Below are 16,353 nucleotides of genomic sequence, written 5' to 3'. Positions count from 1 at the left end.
GTAGGCGTTCTAGATGTTCATAAAGTAATGCTTTCAATCGTAGATAGCATTCTGTTGATTCCAAAGGTTTCCTAAATGTGTTTCGTATTGTAACTGGTGAATAATAATCACCATAGGTGGAAATAATCAGTAAAAATGTATATTTTATGTAATCAGAATAGTTCTCAAAAATTTACAGACTAAAAGTGAAATCTCTGATAAAAAGCAAAGTGAGGTTAGGATTTGAAAAATAAATTAATAATAACGGTTGCTATTTTAACTACATTAATTAATATATTTTCTTTCTTGCATATTAATAAAAATGTAATTGATAAATTATTGTTCGATAAAACTACTATATCTTTTTCTTTTTATACTACTGATAATAATGAATTAATATCAGAGTTTTTAAAAAAAATTAATAATTTTTCTGAAGAAAACGATGTTGAAATTGCACAATATAGTTTTTTAAGTACAAATAAAATCGATATATATTCTACTATGAATGATAAATATAAGGAAGCATTATTTATGCCTAATTTATTATTTAATAGGGATATAAAAGTACATAGTTTTGAGGAAATTTTGGATGTCGGATTTAAAAATTTGTTATATATTGATACTAATGATAAGGGCATAATCAAGAAACTTTCAAATGAACTCAAAAACTACTGTGAACTATCTGTTCTAGAATCATCGTTTAAAAAAGATACATATTTATCTAATAGATTTGTTAGTTATATAGATGTAAGTGTTTTCCCTATATTTGCTTTGCTCATTTTTTTGTTTATACTAATCATATTTTTTTATTATTCAAGTAGTAAGAAGGAGTATTTTATTCATCAGCTATGGGGATATACGCATATTCAAATATACAATATATTAAACAAATCTATATACAAGTCATTATTTTTAACTATATTCATAAGTAACTTAACGATGATTGCAATTATATATAAATTTGTTTTTTTTAATCAACAAATTGAAGTTATTTTTATAATGATAACATTGAATATAGCTATCGCGATATTATTATTTTTACTATCTATAGTTTTGTTTTCATTGATTTTTACTACTGTAAATAATAAAAGTAGAAAAAAAGGATTGTCGAAGATAATAATCATTTCTTATTTTTTAAAATTTGTTTTACTTTTACTAGTTATTTTTATATTCCAAAATCTATTTAATCAAAATGTAATATTAAATGAAAATCAAAATAGTTTAACTTTATGGAAAAATACAAAAAATTTATATAATCTACAAGAAATATATTCACCATTTAATTATGATAATTTAAGTTCTGAAAATTTACTTAATGATAAAATTTCAAGAGTATATAAAGATTTAAGTAATTTAAATAAAGGATTTTTAATGAAGACAATAAATTTTGAACGTCCAGAAAAAGAAAATATAGATGGGAACAAAGAAGAGTATGATTATAACTATAATATAAATGTAAAAAGTGAAGAAGATTTATATTCTCCTTATGGCAGAAATATAGTAGTTGATATCAATTATCTAAAGAAACATATTGTCAAAACTCCAGATGAGAAAAATGTTATTGATATAATAGATAGAAATGACAATGTTTTAAACATATTAGTACCAGAAAAATTTATCAGTTATGAAAGTATCATAGAGAAGTCGTTTAAAGAATGGTTTTATTTTCAAAAAGTTGAAGTGACTAATATTTATAAGGATGCTAGTAATCAAAAAAAAATTGAACAAAAAATTAATGATTTAACAATTAATATAATCTATATAGAAAATAACCAGCATTATTTTACTTATAATCAGAATAGTGGAGATGCTCTGAATACAGTAGAAGATCCAATAATTACTGTATACACAGAAAATATAGATAATTCTTTTTTAGCCTCATGTTTGGGAAATTATATGTTTGTAGAGTCTGAAGATGAATATAGTGCATTAAAAGAAATCAGCACAATAACACAAAAATATAATGTTGCCGAACTAAATTCAATTACATCCGTGTATGACAAAAAAGGACAAGAAATTAAAAATGTAGAAGATAAAATCGATAATTTAATATTAAATACTATAATTATATCTTTATTAATAATATTATTTATGATTGTAATAACATACGCCTATTATAAGTCTTTTTTTTCAACAATTATTATAAAGTCTTTACATGGACATCATTTTATCTTTATTTATAAACATTTAATTTTGGCAAACTTATTTATAAATATATTTTTATTAATTTTCGTGGCTATTATATGTAAAAATATACTATTATATAGCATTATTATTGTTGCTCTAATGTCAATTGTGGATTATCTTGTGGCTAGAATAATAAATATGTATTTACTCTTAAAAGGCGAGATCCAATTTATTAAAGGAGAATTAATATGATAAAATTATCAAACATTAATAAGAATTTTGATCAAAGAATAATCTTATCAAATGTATCTCTATGTATAAGTAAAAATGAATTTGTTTGTATAACTGGAGAGAGCGGTGTTGGTAAAACTACATTATTAAACATCATAGGATTACTTGAAAAACCAGATAGTGGAGAATTAAGTTTAAATGGTAGAATTAATTTTACCAAGACAGATATATTAAGACTTAGAAGACAATTTTTTGGATATATATTTCAAGACTTTTTATTGATGACCAATAAAACCGTTGAAGAAAATATCAAAATATCTAATTTGGGAAAGCTGGATAAAAAGGTTATAAATGACATTATGAAAAAAGTAGGTTTAGACCTTAGTTATTTAAATAAAAAAGTTTATCATTTAAGTGGAGGAGAACAACAAAAAGTAGCAATTGCAAGGATGATGATGAAGCCATATGAGCTAGTATTAGCTGATGAACCTACCGGAAATTTAGATTATAAAAATAAAATGGATGTTATAGAGATTTTTAAAGACATAAAAAAAGCTGGAAAAACAATTGTTTGTGTGACCCATGATAAAGAAGTTGCAGATTCAGCGGATAGAATTATTAATTTAAACAAATTATAGTATGATTATCAAATAACTCTAATGAAAGGAATGAACGCTGTATGAAAAAGAATAAAAAAACAGCTATAATCTTCTTATTATTATTTCTTCTTTTGTTATTTATTTTTCTTCTATATAAATATGGTATGCAACATATAATAATTATAATTAGAAGGATAATACATATCTAAGGTATCAAAGAGCCAGACGCTAAGACGCAGAGCCGATGAACTTGTGAGTAATCACAGATCATCGGTTTTTGTTTGTATAACCATAAAAATAAACCTCCGGCTATGCCGGTGGTCCCTCGGTTTTGCTTTAGCTTTAAGTAAAAAACCTCCAGCGTTATAATATGTAAAGGTTCGCCAACCACGCATATAAAACAAAGGAGGATCCAATAATGGATAAAAATACTTTAGCACACACAACGTGGGAATGCAAATATCATATTGTATTTGCGCCAAAATACAGAAGACAGGTATTATATGGACAAATCAAACAGGATGTAGGTCAGATACTTAGCATGTTGTGTAAGAGAAAAGGGATAGAAATAATTGAAGCAGAATGTTGTAAAGACCACGTGCACATGTTGGTAAGAATACCACCCAAAATCAGTGTATCAGAATTTATGGGATACCTAAAAGGAAAAAGTTCATTAATGATATTTGAAAGACATTCAAATTTAAAATATCGATATGGAAACAGGAATTTTTGGTGTAGAGGATATTATGTTGATACAGTAGGTAAAAATGCAAAAAAGATACAAGAATATATTCAGAATCAAATAAAAGAAGATTGTGAATATGACCAAATGACGTTAAAAGAATATTATGACCCGTTTACGGGTGAGCCAGTAAACAAAAGCACTAAGAAATAAGGGAGCCCTTTAGGGCTTTGCGGAAAAAATAGCCCGGCTGGCGATGAGTGCTCTCGTGACGACGCTATATCTCCAAAGCTTTGGCTTATATTCTATAAGATTTATTGGCTTCTAAGGGTTACAAAACTTTTGACTCTCCAGAGTAATATAAATAGAAAAGTCGAGATTTTTCTCGACTTTTGGCATATCAAATCAAGCATTATTAAGTCGTGGTAAATAGAATACCACACAATTAGATGAAAACTTTAGTATACACTTCATGGAAAGTATACTTGACATTGGTTATAAAGAGTGATATTATTCGGTTATGGAAAGTAAACTTAACATTGAAAGGAAGGTTGCTGTGAAAAATCGTCTAGAAGAAATCCGAAAGCAAAGAGGCATCAAGCAAGAGGAATTGGCGGCTATATTAGAAGTTTCTAGACAGACAATAGGTTCACTAGAAAACGGAAGATATAATCCGTCTATTGTTTTAGCTTTCAAAATAGCCCGCTACTTTGAAATGACAATTGAAGAAATATTTATATTTGAGGAGGAATTAAGATGAAAAGTTTGAAATCAAGTTACATTGCAATAATAATGGGTGGAGCTTTATTAGTGATAGGATTATATTTGGTTAAATACTTAATTAATCCACAAGGAATCATGTTAGCATTGCCATATATCTGTGTCGGTCTCGGTTGTGGTGTGTTTGGTCATGGAATGGGCAATTATATTTCATGTAAAGCAATTAAAGGTAATCCAGAAGTACAAAAACAAATTAATATAGATAAAAATGATGAACGTAATGTAGAAATTGCTAATCGATCTAAGGCAAAAGCTTATGATATGATGATCTTTGTATATGGGGCATTGTTATTGTCTTTTGCATTAATGGGTATTGATATGATAGCTTTATTATTATTAGTTTTCACATATCTATTTGTACAAGGGTATGGAATATATTATCGCTTCAAATATGATAAAGAGATGTAAGATTACCGCACCATCAGTAATTTTGCGCTCTTCAAGGGGAAAGCAGTATAGTTTAAATGTTGGCAAGCCAAGTGGCAATCGTGCTAGCACGAATTGGCATTTGGCAAACGTACGACACTGAGTAGCTTTGCTACTAGTGTTTTCAGAAATTTATTTTAGAAAAGATGTGGTTAGGTATCTTTCATTTATGGTAATCAGGTTATAGGGTCATTTATTTACATGATTTTAATTTGTTATATAATGTAATTCCTTTGCTTGTTAGATTAGGCAATATAAGACTCCACAAGATAGATAAATAATTTTTTTGATTTTTAATAAATTTTTTCAGAAAAATTATTTCCTGTGCCCCATACATATTCAATAATAACAAAGAAGTGGATAAATCTTCATATTGCCCAGGATACAATTCTTTTTTCATAATTCCTTTACTAATGAAATTAGAAAATAGGTCATTATAATAAGTATATAATTCATTTACAACATCAATCTGGATTTTTGATATTTCAGGATATTCTTTAGATAATTCTGTAAAATTATAAAAATAAAAGAAATACTTTTTGCGAAAGGCATCAAAACTTAGAAATTGTTGATTAAGTTCTTCCATAGAAACATCTGATGAAAATTTTAATGTTTTGTATTCTTCGTATTGTTTTGCAATTGCAAAAAGCATTAAATCCTTTTTTCGCTTAAAATGATATGTTAAATTACCTATACTTATATTTAATTCCTCTGAAATAGTTCTCATTTTTACATTAGAATACCCTTTCTCATTAAATAGTTCAATTGATTTGTCTATAATTTTATTTTTTAAATTATTGCTCATCGAATCTCCTTAATAAAAAAGTATAAAAACATTTACTTTTTCTATATATATTGAATAACTAAAAGTGATTTTAATTTATCAGTCTAAAGAAGTTTTTTACTTATAATCTCCACTATAATTTCGTATTATATCATAAATATGTTTTAAAAAGTTACTTTTACTAAAACATGTCATGAATATTTTAATGAATTAAATTGTTTAATTAATATAAATAGCATTTTAGAAAGAAGGAATTAGTAAATTTTTAAGTTATGTATACTTAAAAAATTAAACTTGCATTAGTACAAACGTACTAGTATAATATTATTAGTACATATGTACTAATAATATTATACTAAGATAACTTCTCGGAATTAGCACCTATCGGTGCTAAGACAGATTAAAAACTGAATACTGGTAATTTTGGAAAATGCCATAGAAGGCGGCAGTACCAAATTTTTGGTTATTTGTCAAGATTTTTTGTGAAAAAATGCGGGTGATTTTTAAAATAAGGAGTCTGAAAGCCTTATGAAATAAGAGCTCAAGATTCCGAGAAGTTATTAAGATGTAGAGGAGGAAAAACATGAATCAATGCAATATTGATATTAATGAAAGAAGTAATCATTTCTATGAACTTACGTGGGAAGAAGTAAAAATTCCTATGCGTGATGGTAATTATCTTGCCGCTAATCTTTATCAACCTAAATCAGAAGGTAAATTTCCAGTAATTATGACGATGTGCCCATATGGAAAAGATCTTCATTTTTCAGAATTTGGTCCTGCTAATCCCAAAATTGCAATAGAATATTCTCGTAGTCAAGATAAAGGACCATTGCTTAGTTGGGAAACTCCGAATCCTGAATTTTGGGTACCACAAGGATATGCTGTACTTAGAGTAGATGAACGTGGTATAGGTAAATCTCCTGGAAAACTTGATATATTATCAGAATCTTTAAAGAGAGATTATTATGATGCAATTGAATGGGCTGGAGCTCAATCATGGAGCAATGGAAAGATAGGATTACTAGGTATCTCATATCTAGCAATGAGTCAATGGGCTGTAGCATCAGAACAACCTCCTCATTTGTCTTGTATTATACCATGGGAAGGAACAGTGGATTATTATGCTGAATTTGCTTGTCCTGGGGGAATTCAAGCAAATGGTTTTCTAGAATTTTGGTGGAAAAATGCTATTTTGCCTAATCAGTATAACCCTAATGGAGAATATTCAGAAGAGCAGTTGAAAGATAATCGTATTGATTTTCTTACTGTAGTAAAAAATAATCCTTTACGTGATAAAATGTGGACAAATCGTTTTGCTGACCTCAATAAAGTAAAGGTACCTGTTTTATCAGCAAGTAATTGGTTTAGTGCTGGAATTCATACACGTGGAAATTTCCTGGGCTTTCAAAATGCAGCATCTGAATATAAGTGGCTTGAAGTTCACATTGGTAGTCATGTAGGTGAATTTTATACTGCTCAAGGCCGTGCATTGCAAAAAAAATTTTTAGATTATTGGCTTAAGGGACTTGATACTGGCATAATGAAAGAGCCTAAAGTTAAGCTTGCAATTCCTAGTGGAGGAAATAGATATAAATGGCGTTACGAAAATGAGTATCCACTTAGTCGAACTCAATGGACTAGATTTTATCTCAATGCAAGTTCTAAAACACTTTCAAAGGAAGCTCCTAAATCTAAGGAAATGATTTGCTATAAAGGTGATAAGGATCAAGAGTCAAAATATTGGCCAAGACCTTTTATAAAAAAATTTTCTAAGAACGAAAGTAGTTCTAAACGTGTAATGTTTGAAACAGTTCCATTTGAAAATGCCACAGAAATTCTTGGACCCATCAAACTCCGTTTATGGGCATCTTCAACTATTGATGATATGGATATTTTTGTGTCTTTACGTAATATTGATTCATTGGGTCATGAAGTTGTTAACTCTGGAGCAAATTCAAATGAATTTCCTATTAGTCAAGGATGGTTACGTGCTTCTTTACGTAAAATAGATGATAAATTATCTACTGATTATAAGCCTTACTATACTTTCGATGAGGAACAAAAATTAATTCCAGGTGAAGCCTATCCATTAGAAATTGAAATATGGGATAGTGCAATTGTTATACCTAAAGGAAATCGGCTTCTTTTAGAAATTGGAAGCCAAAGTCAGAGTGGCTGTGCACTATTCACACAAACAGGTGATGATAGAATATGGGATGCAGATGTAACTATATACACAGGAGGTCAATTTGATTCATATTTAATGCTACCAATAATTCCTTAAATTCACTAGATAGTTTTGGGTGAAATTGAACTCAAGAATAGTTTTTAAAGGATATAAGGAGAAGATATTAAGCTTAAGAGGTTTTGACAATAGATGACAGAGACAAAAGTAAAGAAAAAATTATATTTATTATGCAAACTATAGAGTCAGTAAATAGGAGGAACCGGAAAAACAGCGGTCGTTGCTGCTTTATCTAAACTGGCTAAAAATATTATTAATTTAACGATTATGAATATAATGGTTATATGGTACCGCTGCTAACAGATGTTACGATAACTAAGGCAGAGGCGCCAGATGTTACTTATATCTATTATAATAATTATTGAAAATGACTTATGTTTAAAATGCATGAGATTAATTTTAAAAAGATTTCGATATTGACATATGCCCAAAATTGCATTAAAATATTTTTTAATGAATTGATAGTAAAATAAAATTTATGATTGGAGTATTATTATGAAGGAAAAAGAAAAAGGATGTTCTGATAGTGAATGTACAAAAGAATCCTGTGAAGGCTGTGAACATAGTAAACAAAGTATGCTAGAGGACTTAAATCAGTATAGCAATATAAAAAATGTGATTGGAGTTGTAAGTGGCAAAGGTGGTGTCGGAAAATCATTTGTTACCGCTATGATAGCAGTATTGATGAGTAGAAAAGGATACAAAGTAGGAATACTTGATGCCGACATTACTGGACCATCTATTCCTAAAATGTTTGGAATTACTCGCAAAGCAATGGGAAATGAGTTGGGAATCATACCAGAATCTACTGCAAACAATATTAAAATAATGTCAGTAAATCTATTATTAGACAAAGAAGATGCGCCTGTAATATGGAGGGGACCAATACTTGCTAATACAGTAAAACAATTTTGGACAGAAGTTGTATGGGAAGAATTAGATTACTTATTTATCGATATGCCGCCTGGAACAGGTGATGTACCACTTACCGTGTTTCAGTCAATTCCATTGGATGGAATTGTTATTGTAACTTCTCCACAGGATCTTGTTTCTATGATTGTTAAAAAGGCTTATAATATGGCGAAAATGATGAACATACCAATATTAGGTTTGGTTGAAAATATGAGCTATGTAAAATGTCCTGATTGTGGGAAAAAAATAAATATATTCGGTGAAAGCAAATTGAATGATATTTCAAAAGAAATAGGGATTGATATATTGGGAAGAATTCCCATTGATCCAGTCATTGCACAATTGGTTGATGAAGGTGATTTTGAAAGATTTTCATGCGATTGTTTGATGGAGGCAGCGGAGAAAATTAATAATAAATTTGCAAATGAAATGGTGTAATGGAAGCAGAAACTAAAATCATTACAAAATATTCGGAAACAGATCAAAATCGAAAGCGGCAGTTAACGAATTGATTAAAAAACAAGTAGTTTAGAAATAACGAAAACCTCCAACCATTTTTATTTATAGTTGGAGGTTTTACTGCTTTTTTGACTAAAAAGGAATCAGTGCTGGCATATGTCAATAATAAATTAATCTATACTTGCAGCATTTTCATACAGAGCCTGAACTTCTTTTTTTGATACCATTTTTGACAAGATAAAAGCGATGATGATAATTCCAGGTATATCAATTAGAAGTCGTGTAATAGCAAAAGTATTGCCAAGTGCTGCTATTTCAAAAAGGAACATAGGAATCTTAGTCGTTGACCATGCACCTATGAATATCAATATATTCATGAATTTAACACCTTTTTTCATAAATACAGCAGCAACAGGAAAAGCTCCATATAATGGGCCGGCGGCAGCAGAACCAATGAAGATGGCAAGTAAGACACCTTTTATTCCTGAACCTTCTCCCATATATTTGATCATAGTTTCTCTTGGTACCCAGACGTCCAAAAGACCAAGCAATAGAAAAATCGGTGGAATTACTAATAACATCTCTTTCACGGAGTTTCCTGTGATGCGAAGTGTTTTAAGTCCAAGTTCTTGATTAAAAAGGATAAGGAGTATCATTGCTGCGAGAACAAATAGAAATCCTCTGTATCGTTTGATTATCTTTTTCATTAAGCCACCACCATTCCAATAATTATAGCTACAATAAAGGAAAAGAAAAATGCCAGTATATTACGTATAATTGAGATTTTCTTTCCAAAATACTTTATTTCAACGGGAAGCGTTACAATACCAACCATCATTAGAGTAGATAAAAATGCGGCAATCTGCATGTAGCCAGCTCCGTTTTCTAGCAGGATAGCTGCAGTTGGGAACGCTACGAATCCAGGAATAAGTGTTATAGAACCGATTATACCAGCAAGTATAATGCCAAACCAACCTGACTCAGCACCTATTATTTTTGAGATTGTCTCAGGGTTTAGAATAGCAAGTAAAAATCCTACTAGTAAAATTACTACTAAAAATTCAGGCAAGATATTTTCAAATGCTTTCCAAGCTTTCATTAACGCCATTTTTGTCTTTTTTTTATCTTTTACGAAAGAGAAAATCAAGAGGAAAATGGCAAGTCCATAGAAAATATAGGAATCCATGGGATTACCTCCTGTTTTTTGTTATTATATCTAATATTGTTACAAATGGATAGTTCGTACATCATGTTCTACAATTAGCTTTAATATCATTTCAAAATATTCCTTATGTGATCGTGGTCTTTACCAATAATCGTGGTGCGGATACCAGCTCTTGTTGTATATAGTGCAGTTGAAATACCTGCAGAACCATTTCCAATAATAATTACATTCGCCATAATACATTCCACCTTTCTTTTTGACTGTGTAGATTATAGCAATAATAATACTGTTTGTTCTGTGACAGAGTCACATGAAATTAAAACTGGCAAAGGCCGTGGTAGAACAACATTTTTGAATCATATCTCATTAAATGTATCTAAGATTACAGTTGGTTCTAAGTAGAATGGAAATGTTATTATTAGGATGGATATCGTAAATGTGGAATAATGCGTTCAAAGTATAAGGACAATTAATTAAGAGTTTACATCTTTTAAACGACGAATTCAAGTTAAAAATATTTTTATTGTACATGTAGATTTCAATGTGTATTTGGTATAGTATAAAGCTATATCAAAAAAGGAGATAGTTAAAATGAGTAAAAAACACACACCATTTCGGTTCGACTATGTAGGAAGTTTCCTAAGACCAGATTATCTTAGAAAAGCTAGAGCAGATTATGAAGAAGGAAGTATAACAAAAGAGGACTTAGTAGAAGTAGAAAACCGTGCAATTCTTGATTTAGTACAGAAACAAAAAGACGCTGGATATCATAGATGATACCTATCTGATCGGCAAGATTTCTGTGGAAAATCATCCATTTGTTCAACATTACAAATTTGTGAAAGTACTTGAGGATGATAAAACAGTTGCCAAGCAGACGATACCGGCACCAGCTCAGTTTTTTCAGCAGATGATTGTACCCTCTAATATTGAAAAGACCAGAGTATTTTATCCTACGAATCAGGAATTAATTGATGATATTGCTTTGGCATACCGAAAAGTAATTAATGAACTGAACAATGCAGGTTGTCGTAATATTCAGTTTGATGATTGTACATGGGGAGTATGTGTCGCGCAGGGAAGTGTGAAACGTTATGGGAAAGATGCTGACCTGAATACAATTATGGAGCAACTTCTGTTAGTTAATAATCTGGCTATTGAAGGTAAACCGGAAGATTTGTCTATCAATACCCATGTGTGTAGAGGAAATTATCATTCTACATTCTTTAGCAGTGGGGCATATGATTCTGTAGCAGAATTTTTGTTTACAAGAGAAAATGTAGATGCTTATTATCTGGAGTATGATGATGAACGATCTGGGAACTTTGAACCGCTTAAGTTTGTTTTAGGTGATAAAAAAGTTGTTTTGGGACTGATTACTTCAAAGTCACCTGTACTGGAAGATAAGGAGCTGGTTATCAGAAAAATTCATGAGGCTGCAAATTTTATACCATTGGATAGAATCTATTTAAGTCCACAATGCGGTTTTGCTTCTTGCGAAATTGGTAATAAACTTACAGAAGGAGAACAGTGGAAAAAGCTTGCATTAGTAAAGGAAATAGCTGAAGAAGTATGGGGAAAATAGATGATAGGAGGAAAACCATGAATAGTAGATTACATAATTGATCCAGATAATGAGGTGCAGTAAACTAAATAAAATGTACAAAATATACTTGACAATGCAATATAAAAGTATTATATTCAAAACAGTGTTATGAAACACTGTTTTGAATTGAGGAGGAAAATGCATGGCAAAACAAATTAAAGGTGTTTATGAGAAAGTGTATGAATGTGCGAAAAAGGAATTCTTAAGTAAGGGATTTAAGGATGCATCTCTTCGCAACATTGCGAAGGAGGCTGGTACCAGCACAGGTTCTATTTATACACGTTTTCATAATAAAGAAGGGTTGTTTCATGCCATCGTATATCCAGTTGTTGATGAATTGAAATCATGGTTTTTAGAGGTACAAGAGTCATTTCACAAAAAAGATTCTGATTATCAAAAGAAGAATATGTTTCATTACAGTGGTATGGAAGCGGAATCATTCGTGGCTTATATTTATGACCACTATGATGTATTCAAATTACTATTAGAATGTGCCGAAGGAACAGAATTTTCTGATTTTTTAGGTCATCTGGTGGAGATTGAAATGGAATATACTGTGAAATACATGGAAGCCACAAAGGATGATGCACTCAAAAATAAGACAATTACATCGGAATTTCTTCACATCGTAACTAGTTCTTATTTTTCCGGAATTTTTGAAATGGTGCGACATGATATGAAAAAAGAAGATGGCATGTTGTATGCAAAGCAGCTAAGAGAATTTTATTATGCTGGGTTTGCTAAAATTTACAATTGGAAATAGTACATTCATGTCTAAAATGCGGGGCTTTTTTCCGCTATTTTTTAAAACATCAGGTTAGATAAAACTAACTAAAAGGAGGATTTATGGAACAAAAAAATCAAAGTCCACTAAAGCGAATATGGGCATTGGCAGAAGTAGAACATTCAAGACTTAAGTTCTCGATTATTTTGGCAGTTCTGGGGGTGTTGTCAGGTTTCATACCGTATTTTTGTGCTGGAAAAATCATTATTATGTTACTGGAGCAGACTGCCGACATGCAAAGCTGTATTCCATGGCTTATACTTGCCTTGACAGGTAGCCTTGGGAAAGTACTCCTTACTACTTTTTCAACTGCGTGGTCCCATAAGGCAACCTTTGCAGTATTGGCAGAAGTACGAAATAAATGTGTACATAAGCTGGCAAAGCTGTCCATGGGAACCTTACAGAATCAATCGGTTGGAAGATGGAAGAGCATATTAGTTGATCAAATTGAGAGTATGGAAACAACGCTTGCTCACCTTTTACCTGAAATGACGTCTAATGTTTTATCTCCGTTGGTGCTAATCATTACACTATTTTTCATTGATTGGAGACTGGCATTGCTATCGATTGCCACGCTTCCAATTGGCATGATATTTATGATGACTACGATGAAATCTTATCCAGTAAAATATCAGGAATCGGTCCAAATCGGTAAGAAAATGAATGATTCTATTGTAGAATACATCAATGGAATTGAAGTAATCAAGGCATATAATCAAGGTCAGGAAGCTTATAAAGGTTATGTGGATGCAGTAGATGCGAATGCCTCTTTTTTTTATGGCTGGATGAAAAGTGCACAGTTTGGTATGGCATGCTACCGGAATTTCAGTCCTGCTGTTCTGATAGGAGTATTACCCGCAGGATTAGCGTTTTATCTTAGCAAAAGTATTACATCTTCTGAATTTATTATGATAATGATTTTGTCCATGGGAATCGTTGGACCAATTATCGCAGCTTCTAATTTTATTGATTCGCTGGCACAGACTGGAACCATTATTGAATCCATAGAAACGATATTAAAAGCACCGGAACAACACCATCCAAAGGAGTCAGTCACCCTGTCAGGAATGGATATTGAGATGAATCATGTTTCCTTTGCGTATGAAAAAGAACAGGGGAATATATTAACGGACATTACATTAAAAATACGTCAGGGCACAGTGAATGCTTTTGTTGGACCAAGTGGAAGTGGAAAATCAACGCTTTCAAAGCTGATTGCTGGTTTTTGGGATATTGAAACAGGAAGTATCCGAATCGGAGGTAAGGAAATTAGCAAAATTCCACTGACACAAATTGCAGATCAGATTGCGTATGTATCTCAAGATAATTTCCTGTTTGATGATACCATTCGGGAAAATATCCGTATGGGAAAGGAAAATGCTTCTGATAAAGAAGTGGAAGAGGTGGCAAGAAAGGCAGGTTGTGATGCTTTCATACGAGGTCTTGAACGTGGATATGAAACAAAAGTAGGTGGTGGTGGAGCACACTTGTCTGGTGGTGAACGGCAGAGAATAGCCATTGCAAGAGCCATGCTAAAAGATGCACCGATTGTTATATTAGATGAAGCTACTGCCTATATTGACCCGGAGAATGAAGCGGTTCTTCAAAAGGCTATCTCAAAGCTGGTACAGGGAAAAACGCTGATTATGATTGCACATAGATTATCGACGATTGTTGGTGCAGATCAGATTATTCTCGTGGATCAGGGAAAAATCAGTGCTGCTGGAACTCATAAACAGTTATTACAGGAATCTGAATTATATCAGAATATGTGGAATGCGCATATCGGAGCAAAGGATGGTGAACAGGAATGATAGAAATTTTTCGTAAAATATGGAGATTCGCTGGCAAGGAACAAAAAAATATTAGAAATTCTATCATCATAGGATTTTTTAATGCGATCTTTCATATGCTGCAGATTGGGGCGATTTTTCTTACTATTCAGGCACTAGTCGAAAAAAATGCCAATCATACAACTATATGGTATGTGCTAGGTCTTATGATTGTAAGTATTGCAGGTAAAATTGCCACAAATTATTTTTCTCAGCTACAACAAACACATGCGGGATATTTTATGGCTGCAAATAAAAGGGTTTTTATTGGAAACAGGATGAAATTAATACCGATGGGATTTTTTAACCAGAGCAGTCTTGGGAATATTACAGGTATTAGTACCACGGTTTTGGGAGATGTGGAAACTACTGCACCAATGGTCTTGGTTCTGACTTTAGGTGGGTTTATCACTACCATCGTATTTACTGTCTATATGCTGGTTTTTGACTGGCGAATGGGACTAATTACATTGGCAGGTGTTCTCTTATTCTGTCTGATAACCTCGGCTATGGAGAAAAAATCAAGGGATACTGCACCTAAAAGACAGAAAGCACAAGCGGAACTTGTAGAAAATATATTAGAGACTATACAGGGAATGGGGATCGTAAAATCCTTCAACCTAACAAAAATTGATAACAAGAAAGTAGATAAAGCAATTGAAAGCAGTAAAATAACGAATCTGGCAATGGAACAGTTGATTACGCCCTATACGATTATGCAAGAAGGAATATTACGGATATTTAGTGTAATCATGATGGCAGCAGCCTTATATTTCTATTTTAATGGAACCATGCAGCTCACATACTCGTTGATGTTTATAGTTGTTTCTTTTATTATTTTTGAACAGATTGAATCCGCAGGACACGGAGTTGCAATTCTTCGTGTATGTGGCAGTTCTATCGAGCAGGCAAATCAGATGGATGATGTACCTTTAATGGATGAAAAAGGAATAATTATTAAACCAGATAATCATGAAATTATATTTGAACATGTGGATTTTTCCTATGAGAAGAGACAAATATTAAAAGACATGAACCTTCAGATCAAGGACAAGACAATGACGGCCATCATTGGACCAAGTGGGTCTGGAAAATCAACTATCTGTAATCTGATAGCAAGATTCTGGGATGTAGATAGCGGTAATATCATGATTGGTGGAAAAAACATCAAAGATTATACACTGGAGTCATTAATGGAACAAATTAGCATGGTGTTTCAAAATGTATACCTTTTTGGAGATACCATTGAAAATAACATACGCTTTGGAAGACCAAATGCAACCAGAGAAGAGGTTATAAAGGCAGCGAAAAAAGCATGTTGCCATGAGTTTATCAACAGTCTTCCAAATGGATATGATACGGTGATCGGAGATAAGGGGTTTGCGCTTTCTGGAGGAGAAAAACAGAGAATATCCATAGCAAGAGCTATTTTAAAGGATGCGCCAATCATAATTTTTGATGAGGCAACAGCCAATGTAGATCCAGAGAATGAAGTGCATTTACAAAAAGCCTTTGAAGAACTGACCAGAAATAAAACAATTATTATGATAGCACACCGATTAAAAACAGTCCGCCATGCAAATCAGATACTTGTAGTAGATGGAGGAAAAATCGTTCAAAAAGGAAGGCATGAAGAACTGATTGAACAGGAAGGAATCTATAAACGTTTTGTAGGTAAAAGAAAAGAGGCTGTTTCCTGGAGCATTTAGATATCGCAGATGGACACAATAATTCATGTC

At 31.8% G+C, this 16,353-nt stretch carries 14 protein-coding genes and 1 pseudogene; 11 read left to right on the top strand and 4 right to left on the bottom strand.

What is annotated here, in order from left to right; genetic code table 11:
- Nucleotides 1–222 precede the first annotated feature (222 nt).
- The 5 genes from C8E03_RS02730 (at nt 223) to C8E03_RS02710 (ending at nt 4,806) form a co-directional block, all read left to right on the top strand.
- Nucleotides 223–2,358: a hypothetical protein gene (locus C8E03_RS02730; protein WP_110290230.1), complete on the top strand. Its 2,136-nt coding sequence runs from the start codon at nt 223–225 to the stop codon at nt 2,356–2,358.
- Nucleotides 2,355–2,975: an ABC transporter ATP-binding protein gene (locus C8E03_RS02725; protein ID WP_110290229.1), complete on the top strand. Its 621-nt coding sequence runs from the start codon at nt 2,355–2,357 to the stop codon at nt 2,973–2,975. Before C8E03_RS02730 ends, C8E03_RS02725 begins: the two co-directional genes overlap by 4 nt.
- Nucleotides 2,976–3,354: 379 nt before the next feature.
- Entirely contained in the window at nt 3,355–3,831 is a 477-nt protein-coding gene (gene tnpA, locus C8E03_RS02720) for an IS200/IS605 family transposase (RefSeq protein ID WP_110290228.1), read from the top strand.
- Between the two features lie 343 nt (nt 3,832–4,174).
- Nucleotides 4,175–4,378 (top strand): helix-turn-helix transcriptional regulator, encoded by a 204-nt coding sequence (locus C8E03_RS02715; RefSeq protein ID WP_094378778.1) that lies wholly within the window; start codon nt 4,175–4,177, stop codon nt 4,376–4,378.
- Nucleotides 4,375–4,806: a DUF6442 family protein gene (locus C8E03_RS02710; RefSeq protein WP_094378780.1), complete on the top strand. Its 432-nt coding sequence runs from the start codon at nt 4,375–4,377 to the stop codon at nt 4,804–4,806. The genes C8E03_RS02715 and C8E03_RS02710 overlap by 4 nt, the downstream gene beginning before the upstream one ends.
- A gap of 211 nt (nt 4,807–5,017) precedes the next feature.
- Here C8E03_RS02710 and C8E03_RS02705 read toward each other — a convergent pair whose 3' ends face one another.
- Nucleotides 5,018–5,629, bottom strand: a complete 612-nt coding sequence (locus C8E03_RS02705) for a TetR/AcrR family transcriptional regulator (protein ID WP_110290227.1) — start codon at nt 5,627–5,629, stop codon at nt 5,018–5,020.
- Nucleotides 5,630–6,191: 562 nt separating this feature from the next.
- Between C8E03_RS02705 and C8E03_RS02700 the strand changes: the two genes are divergently transcribed.
- A complete protein-coding gene (locus tag C8E03_RS02700) occupies nt 6,192–7,895 on the top strand; it encodes a CocE/NonD family hydrolase (RefSeq protein WP_110290226.1) in 1,704 nt (567 codons plus the stop codon).
- Between the two features lie 456 nt (nt 7,896–8,351).
- A complete protein-coding gene (locus C8E03_RS02695; RefSeq protein ID WP_110290225.1) occupies nt 8,352–9,206 on the top strand; it encodes an Mrp/NBP35 family ATP-binding protein in 855 nt (284 codons plus the stop codon).
- Nucleotides 9,207–9,397: 191 nt separating this feature from the next.
- On the opposite strand, the gene C8E03_RS02690 is transcribed toward C8E03_RS02695, so the two are convergent.
- The 3 genes from C8E03_RS02690 to C8E03_RS02680 all read right to left on the bottom strand — a co-directional run bounded on the left by C8E03_RS02690 (nt 9,398) and on the right by C8E03_RS02680 (nt 10,628).
- Complete coding sequence (locus C8E03_RS02690; RefSeq protein ID WP_110290224.1) at nt 9,398–9,934, bottom strand: permease; 537 nt, start codon at nt 9,932–9,934, stop codon at nt 9,398–9,400.
- Nucleotides 9,934–10,413 carry a permease gene (locus tag C8E03_RS02685; RefSeq protein ID WP_110290223.1) on the bottom strand — a complete coding sequence of 160 codons (480 nt, stop codon included), beginning with the start codon at nt 10,411–10,413 and terminating at the stop codon, nt 9,934–9,936. Before C8E03_RS02685 ends, C8E03_RS02690 begins: the two co-directional genes overlap by 1 nt.
- 86 nt (nt 10,414–10,499) lie before the next feature.
- A complete protein-coding gene (locus C8E03_RS02680) occupies nt 10,500–10,628 on the bottom strand; it encodes an FAD-dependent monooxygenase (protein ID WP_242993348.1) in 129 nt (42 codons plus the stop codon).
- Between the two features lie 355 nt (nt 10,629–10,983).
- Between C8E03_RS02680 and C8E03_RS02675 the strand changes: the two are divergent.
- From C8E03_RS02675 to C8E03_RS02660, 4 genes and pseudogenes are all read left to right on the top strand, one after another.
- Nucleotides 10,984–11,977 (top strand): annotated as a pseudogene (locus tag C8E03_RS02675) (5-methyltetrahydropteroyltriglutamate--homocysteine methyltransferase).
- A 163-nt stretch (nt 11,978–12,140) separates the two neighbouring features.
- Nucleotides 12,141–12,761 (top strand): TetR/AcrR family transcriptional regulator, encoded by a 621-nt coding sequence (locus tag C8E03_RS02670; RefSeq protein ID WP_110290222.1) that lies wholly within the window; start codon nt 12,141–12,143, stop codon nt 12,759–12,761.
- Nucleotides 12,762–12,844: 83 nt separating this feature from the next.
- On the top strand, nt 12,845–14,596 hold the full coding sequence (locus C8E03_RS02665; protein WP_110290221.1) for an ABC transporter ATP-binding protein: 1,752 nt from the start codon (nt 12,845–12,847) through the stop codon (nt 14,594–14,596).
- Nucleotides 14,593–16,323, top strand: a complete 1,731-nt coding sequence (locus tag C8E03_RS02660) for an ABC transporter ATP-binding protein (RefSeq protein ID WP_094378810.1) — start codon at nt 14,593–14,595, stop codon at nt 16,321–16,323. The genes C8E03_RS02665 and C8E03_RS02660 overlap by 4 nt, the downstream gene beginning before the upstream one ends.
- Nucleotides 16,324–16,353 lie beyond the last annotated feature (30 nt).

This window comes from Lachnotalea glycerini (genome assembly GCF_003201285.1).
Classification (GTDB): Bacteria; Bacillota; Clostridia; order Lachnospirales; family Lachnospiraceae; genus Lachnotalea; species Lachnotalea glycerini.
Note: the sequence above shows the minus strand (reverse complement) of the source record. Positions and strands in the feature narration are given on the sequence as shown.

Coding starts and splice junctions, on each gene's coding strand:
- C8E03_RS02725 (WP_110290229.1), top strand. CDS start 2,355: ATGATAAAATTATCAAACATTAATAAGAATTTTGATCAAAGAATAATC.
- tnpA (WP_110290228.1), top strand. CDS start 3,355: ATGGATAAAAATACTTTAGCACACACAACGTGGGAATGCAAATATCAT.
- C8E03_RS02710 (WP_094378780.1), top strand. CDS start 4,375: ATGAAAAGTTTGAAATCAAGTTACATTGCAATAATAATGGGTGGAGCT.
- C8E03_RS02705 (WP_110290227.1), bottom strand. CDS start 5,629: ATGAGCAATAATTTAAAAAATAAAATTATAGACAAATCAATTGAACTA.
- C8E03_RS02700 (WP_110290226.1), top strand. CDS start 6,192: ATGAATCAATGCAATATTGATATTAATGAAAGAAGTAATCATTTCTAT.
- C8E03_RS02695 (WP_110290225.1), top strand. CDS start 8,352: ATGAAGGAAAAAGAAAAAGGATGTTCTGATAGTGAATGTACAAAAGAA.
- C8E03_RS02690 (WP_110290224.1), bottom strand. CDS start 9,934: ATGAAAAAGATAATCAAACGATACAGAGGATTTCTATTTGTTCTCGCA.
- C8E03_RS02685 (WP_110290223.1), bottom strand. CDS start 10,413: ATGGATTCCTATATTTTCTATGGACTTGCCATTTTCCTCTTGATTTTC.
- C8E03_RS02680 (WP_242993348.1), bottom strand. CDS start 10,628: ATGGCGAATGTAATTATTATTGGAAATGGTTCTGCAGGTATTTCAACT.
- C8E03_RS02670 (WP_110290222.1), top strand. CDS start 12,141: ATGGCAAAACAAATTAAAGGTGTTTATGAGAAAGTGTATGAATGTGCG.
- C8E03_RS02665 (WP_110290221.1), top strand. CDS start 12,845: ATGGAACAAAAAAATCAAAGTCCACTAAAGCGAATATGGGCATTGGCA.
- C8E03_RS02660 (WP_094378810.1), top strand. CDS start 14,593: ATGATAGAAATTTTTCGTAAAATATGGAGATTCGCTGGCAAGGAACAA.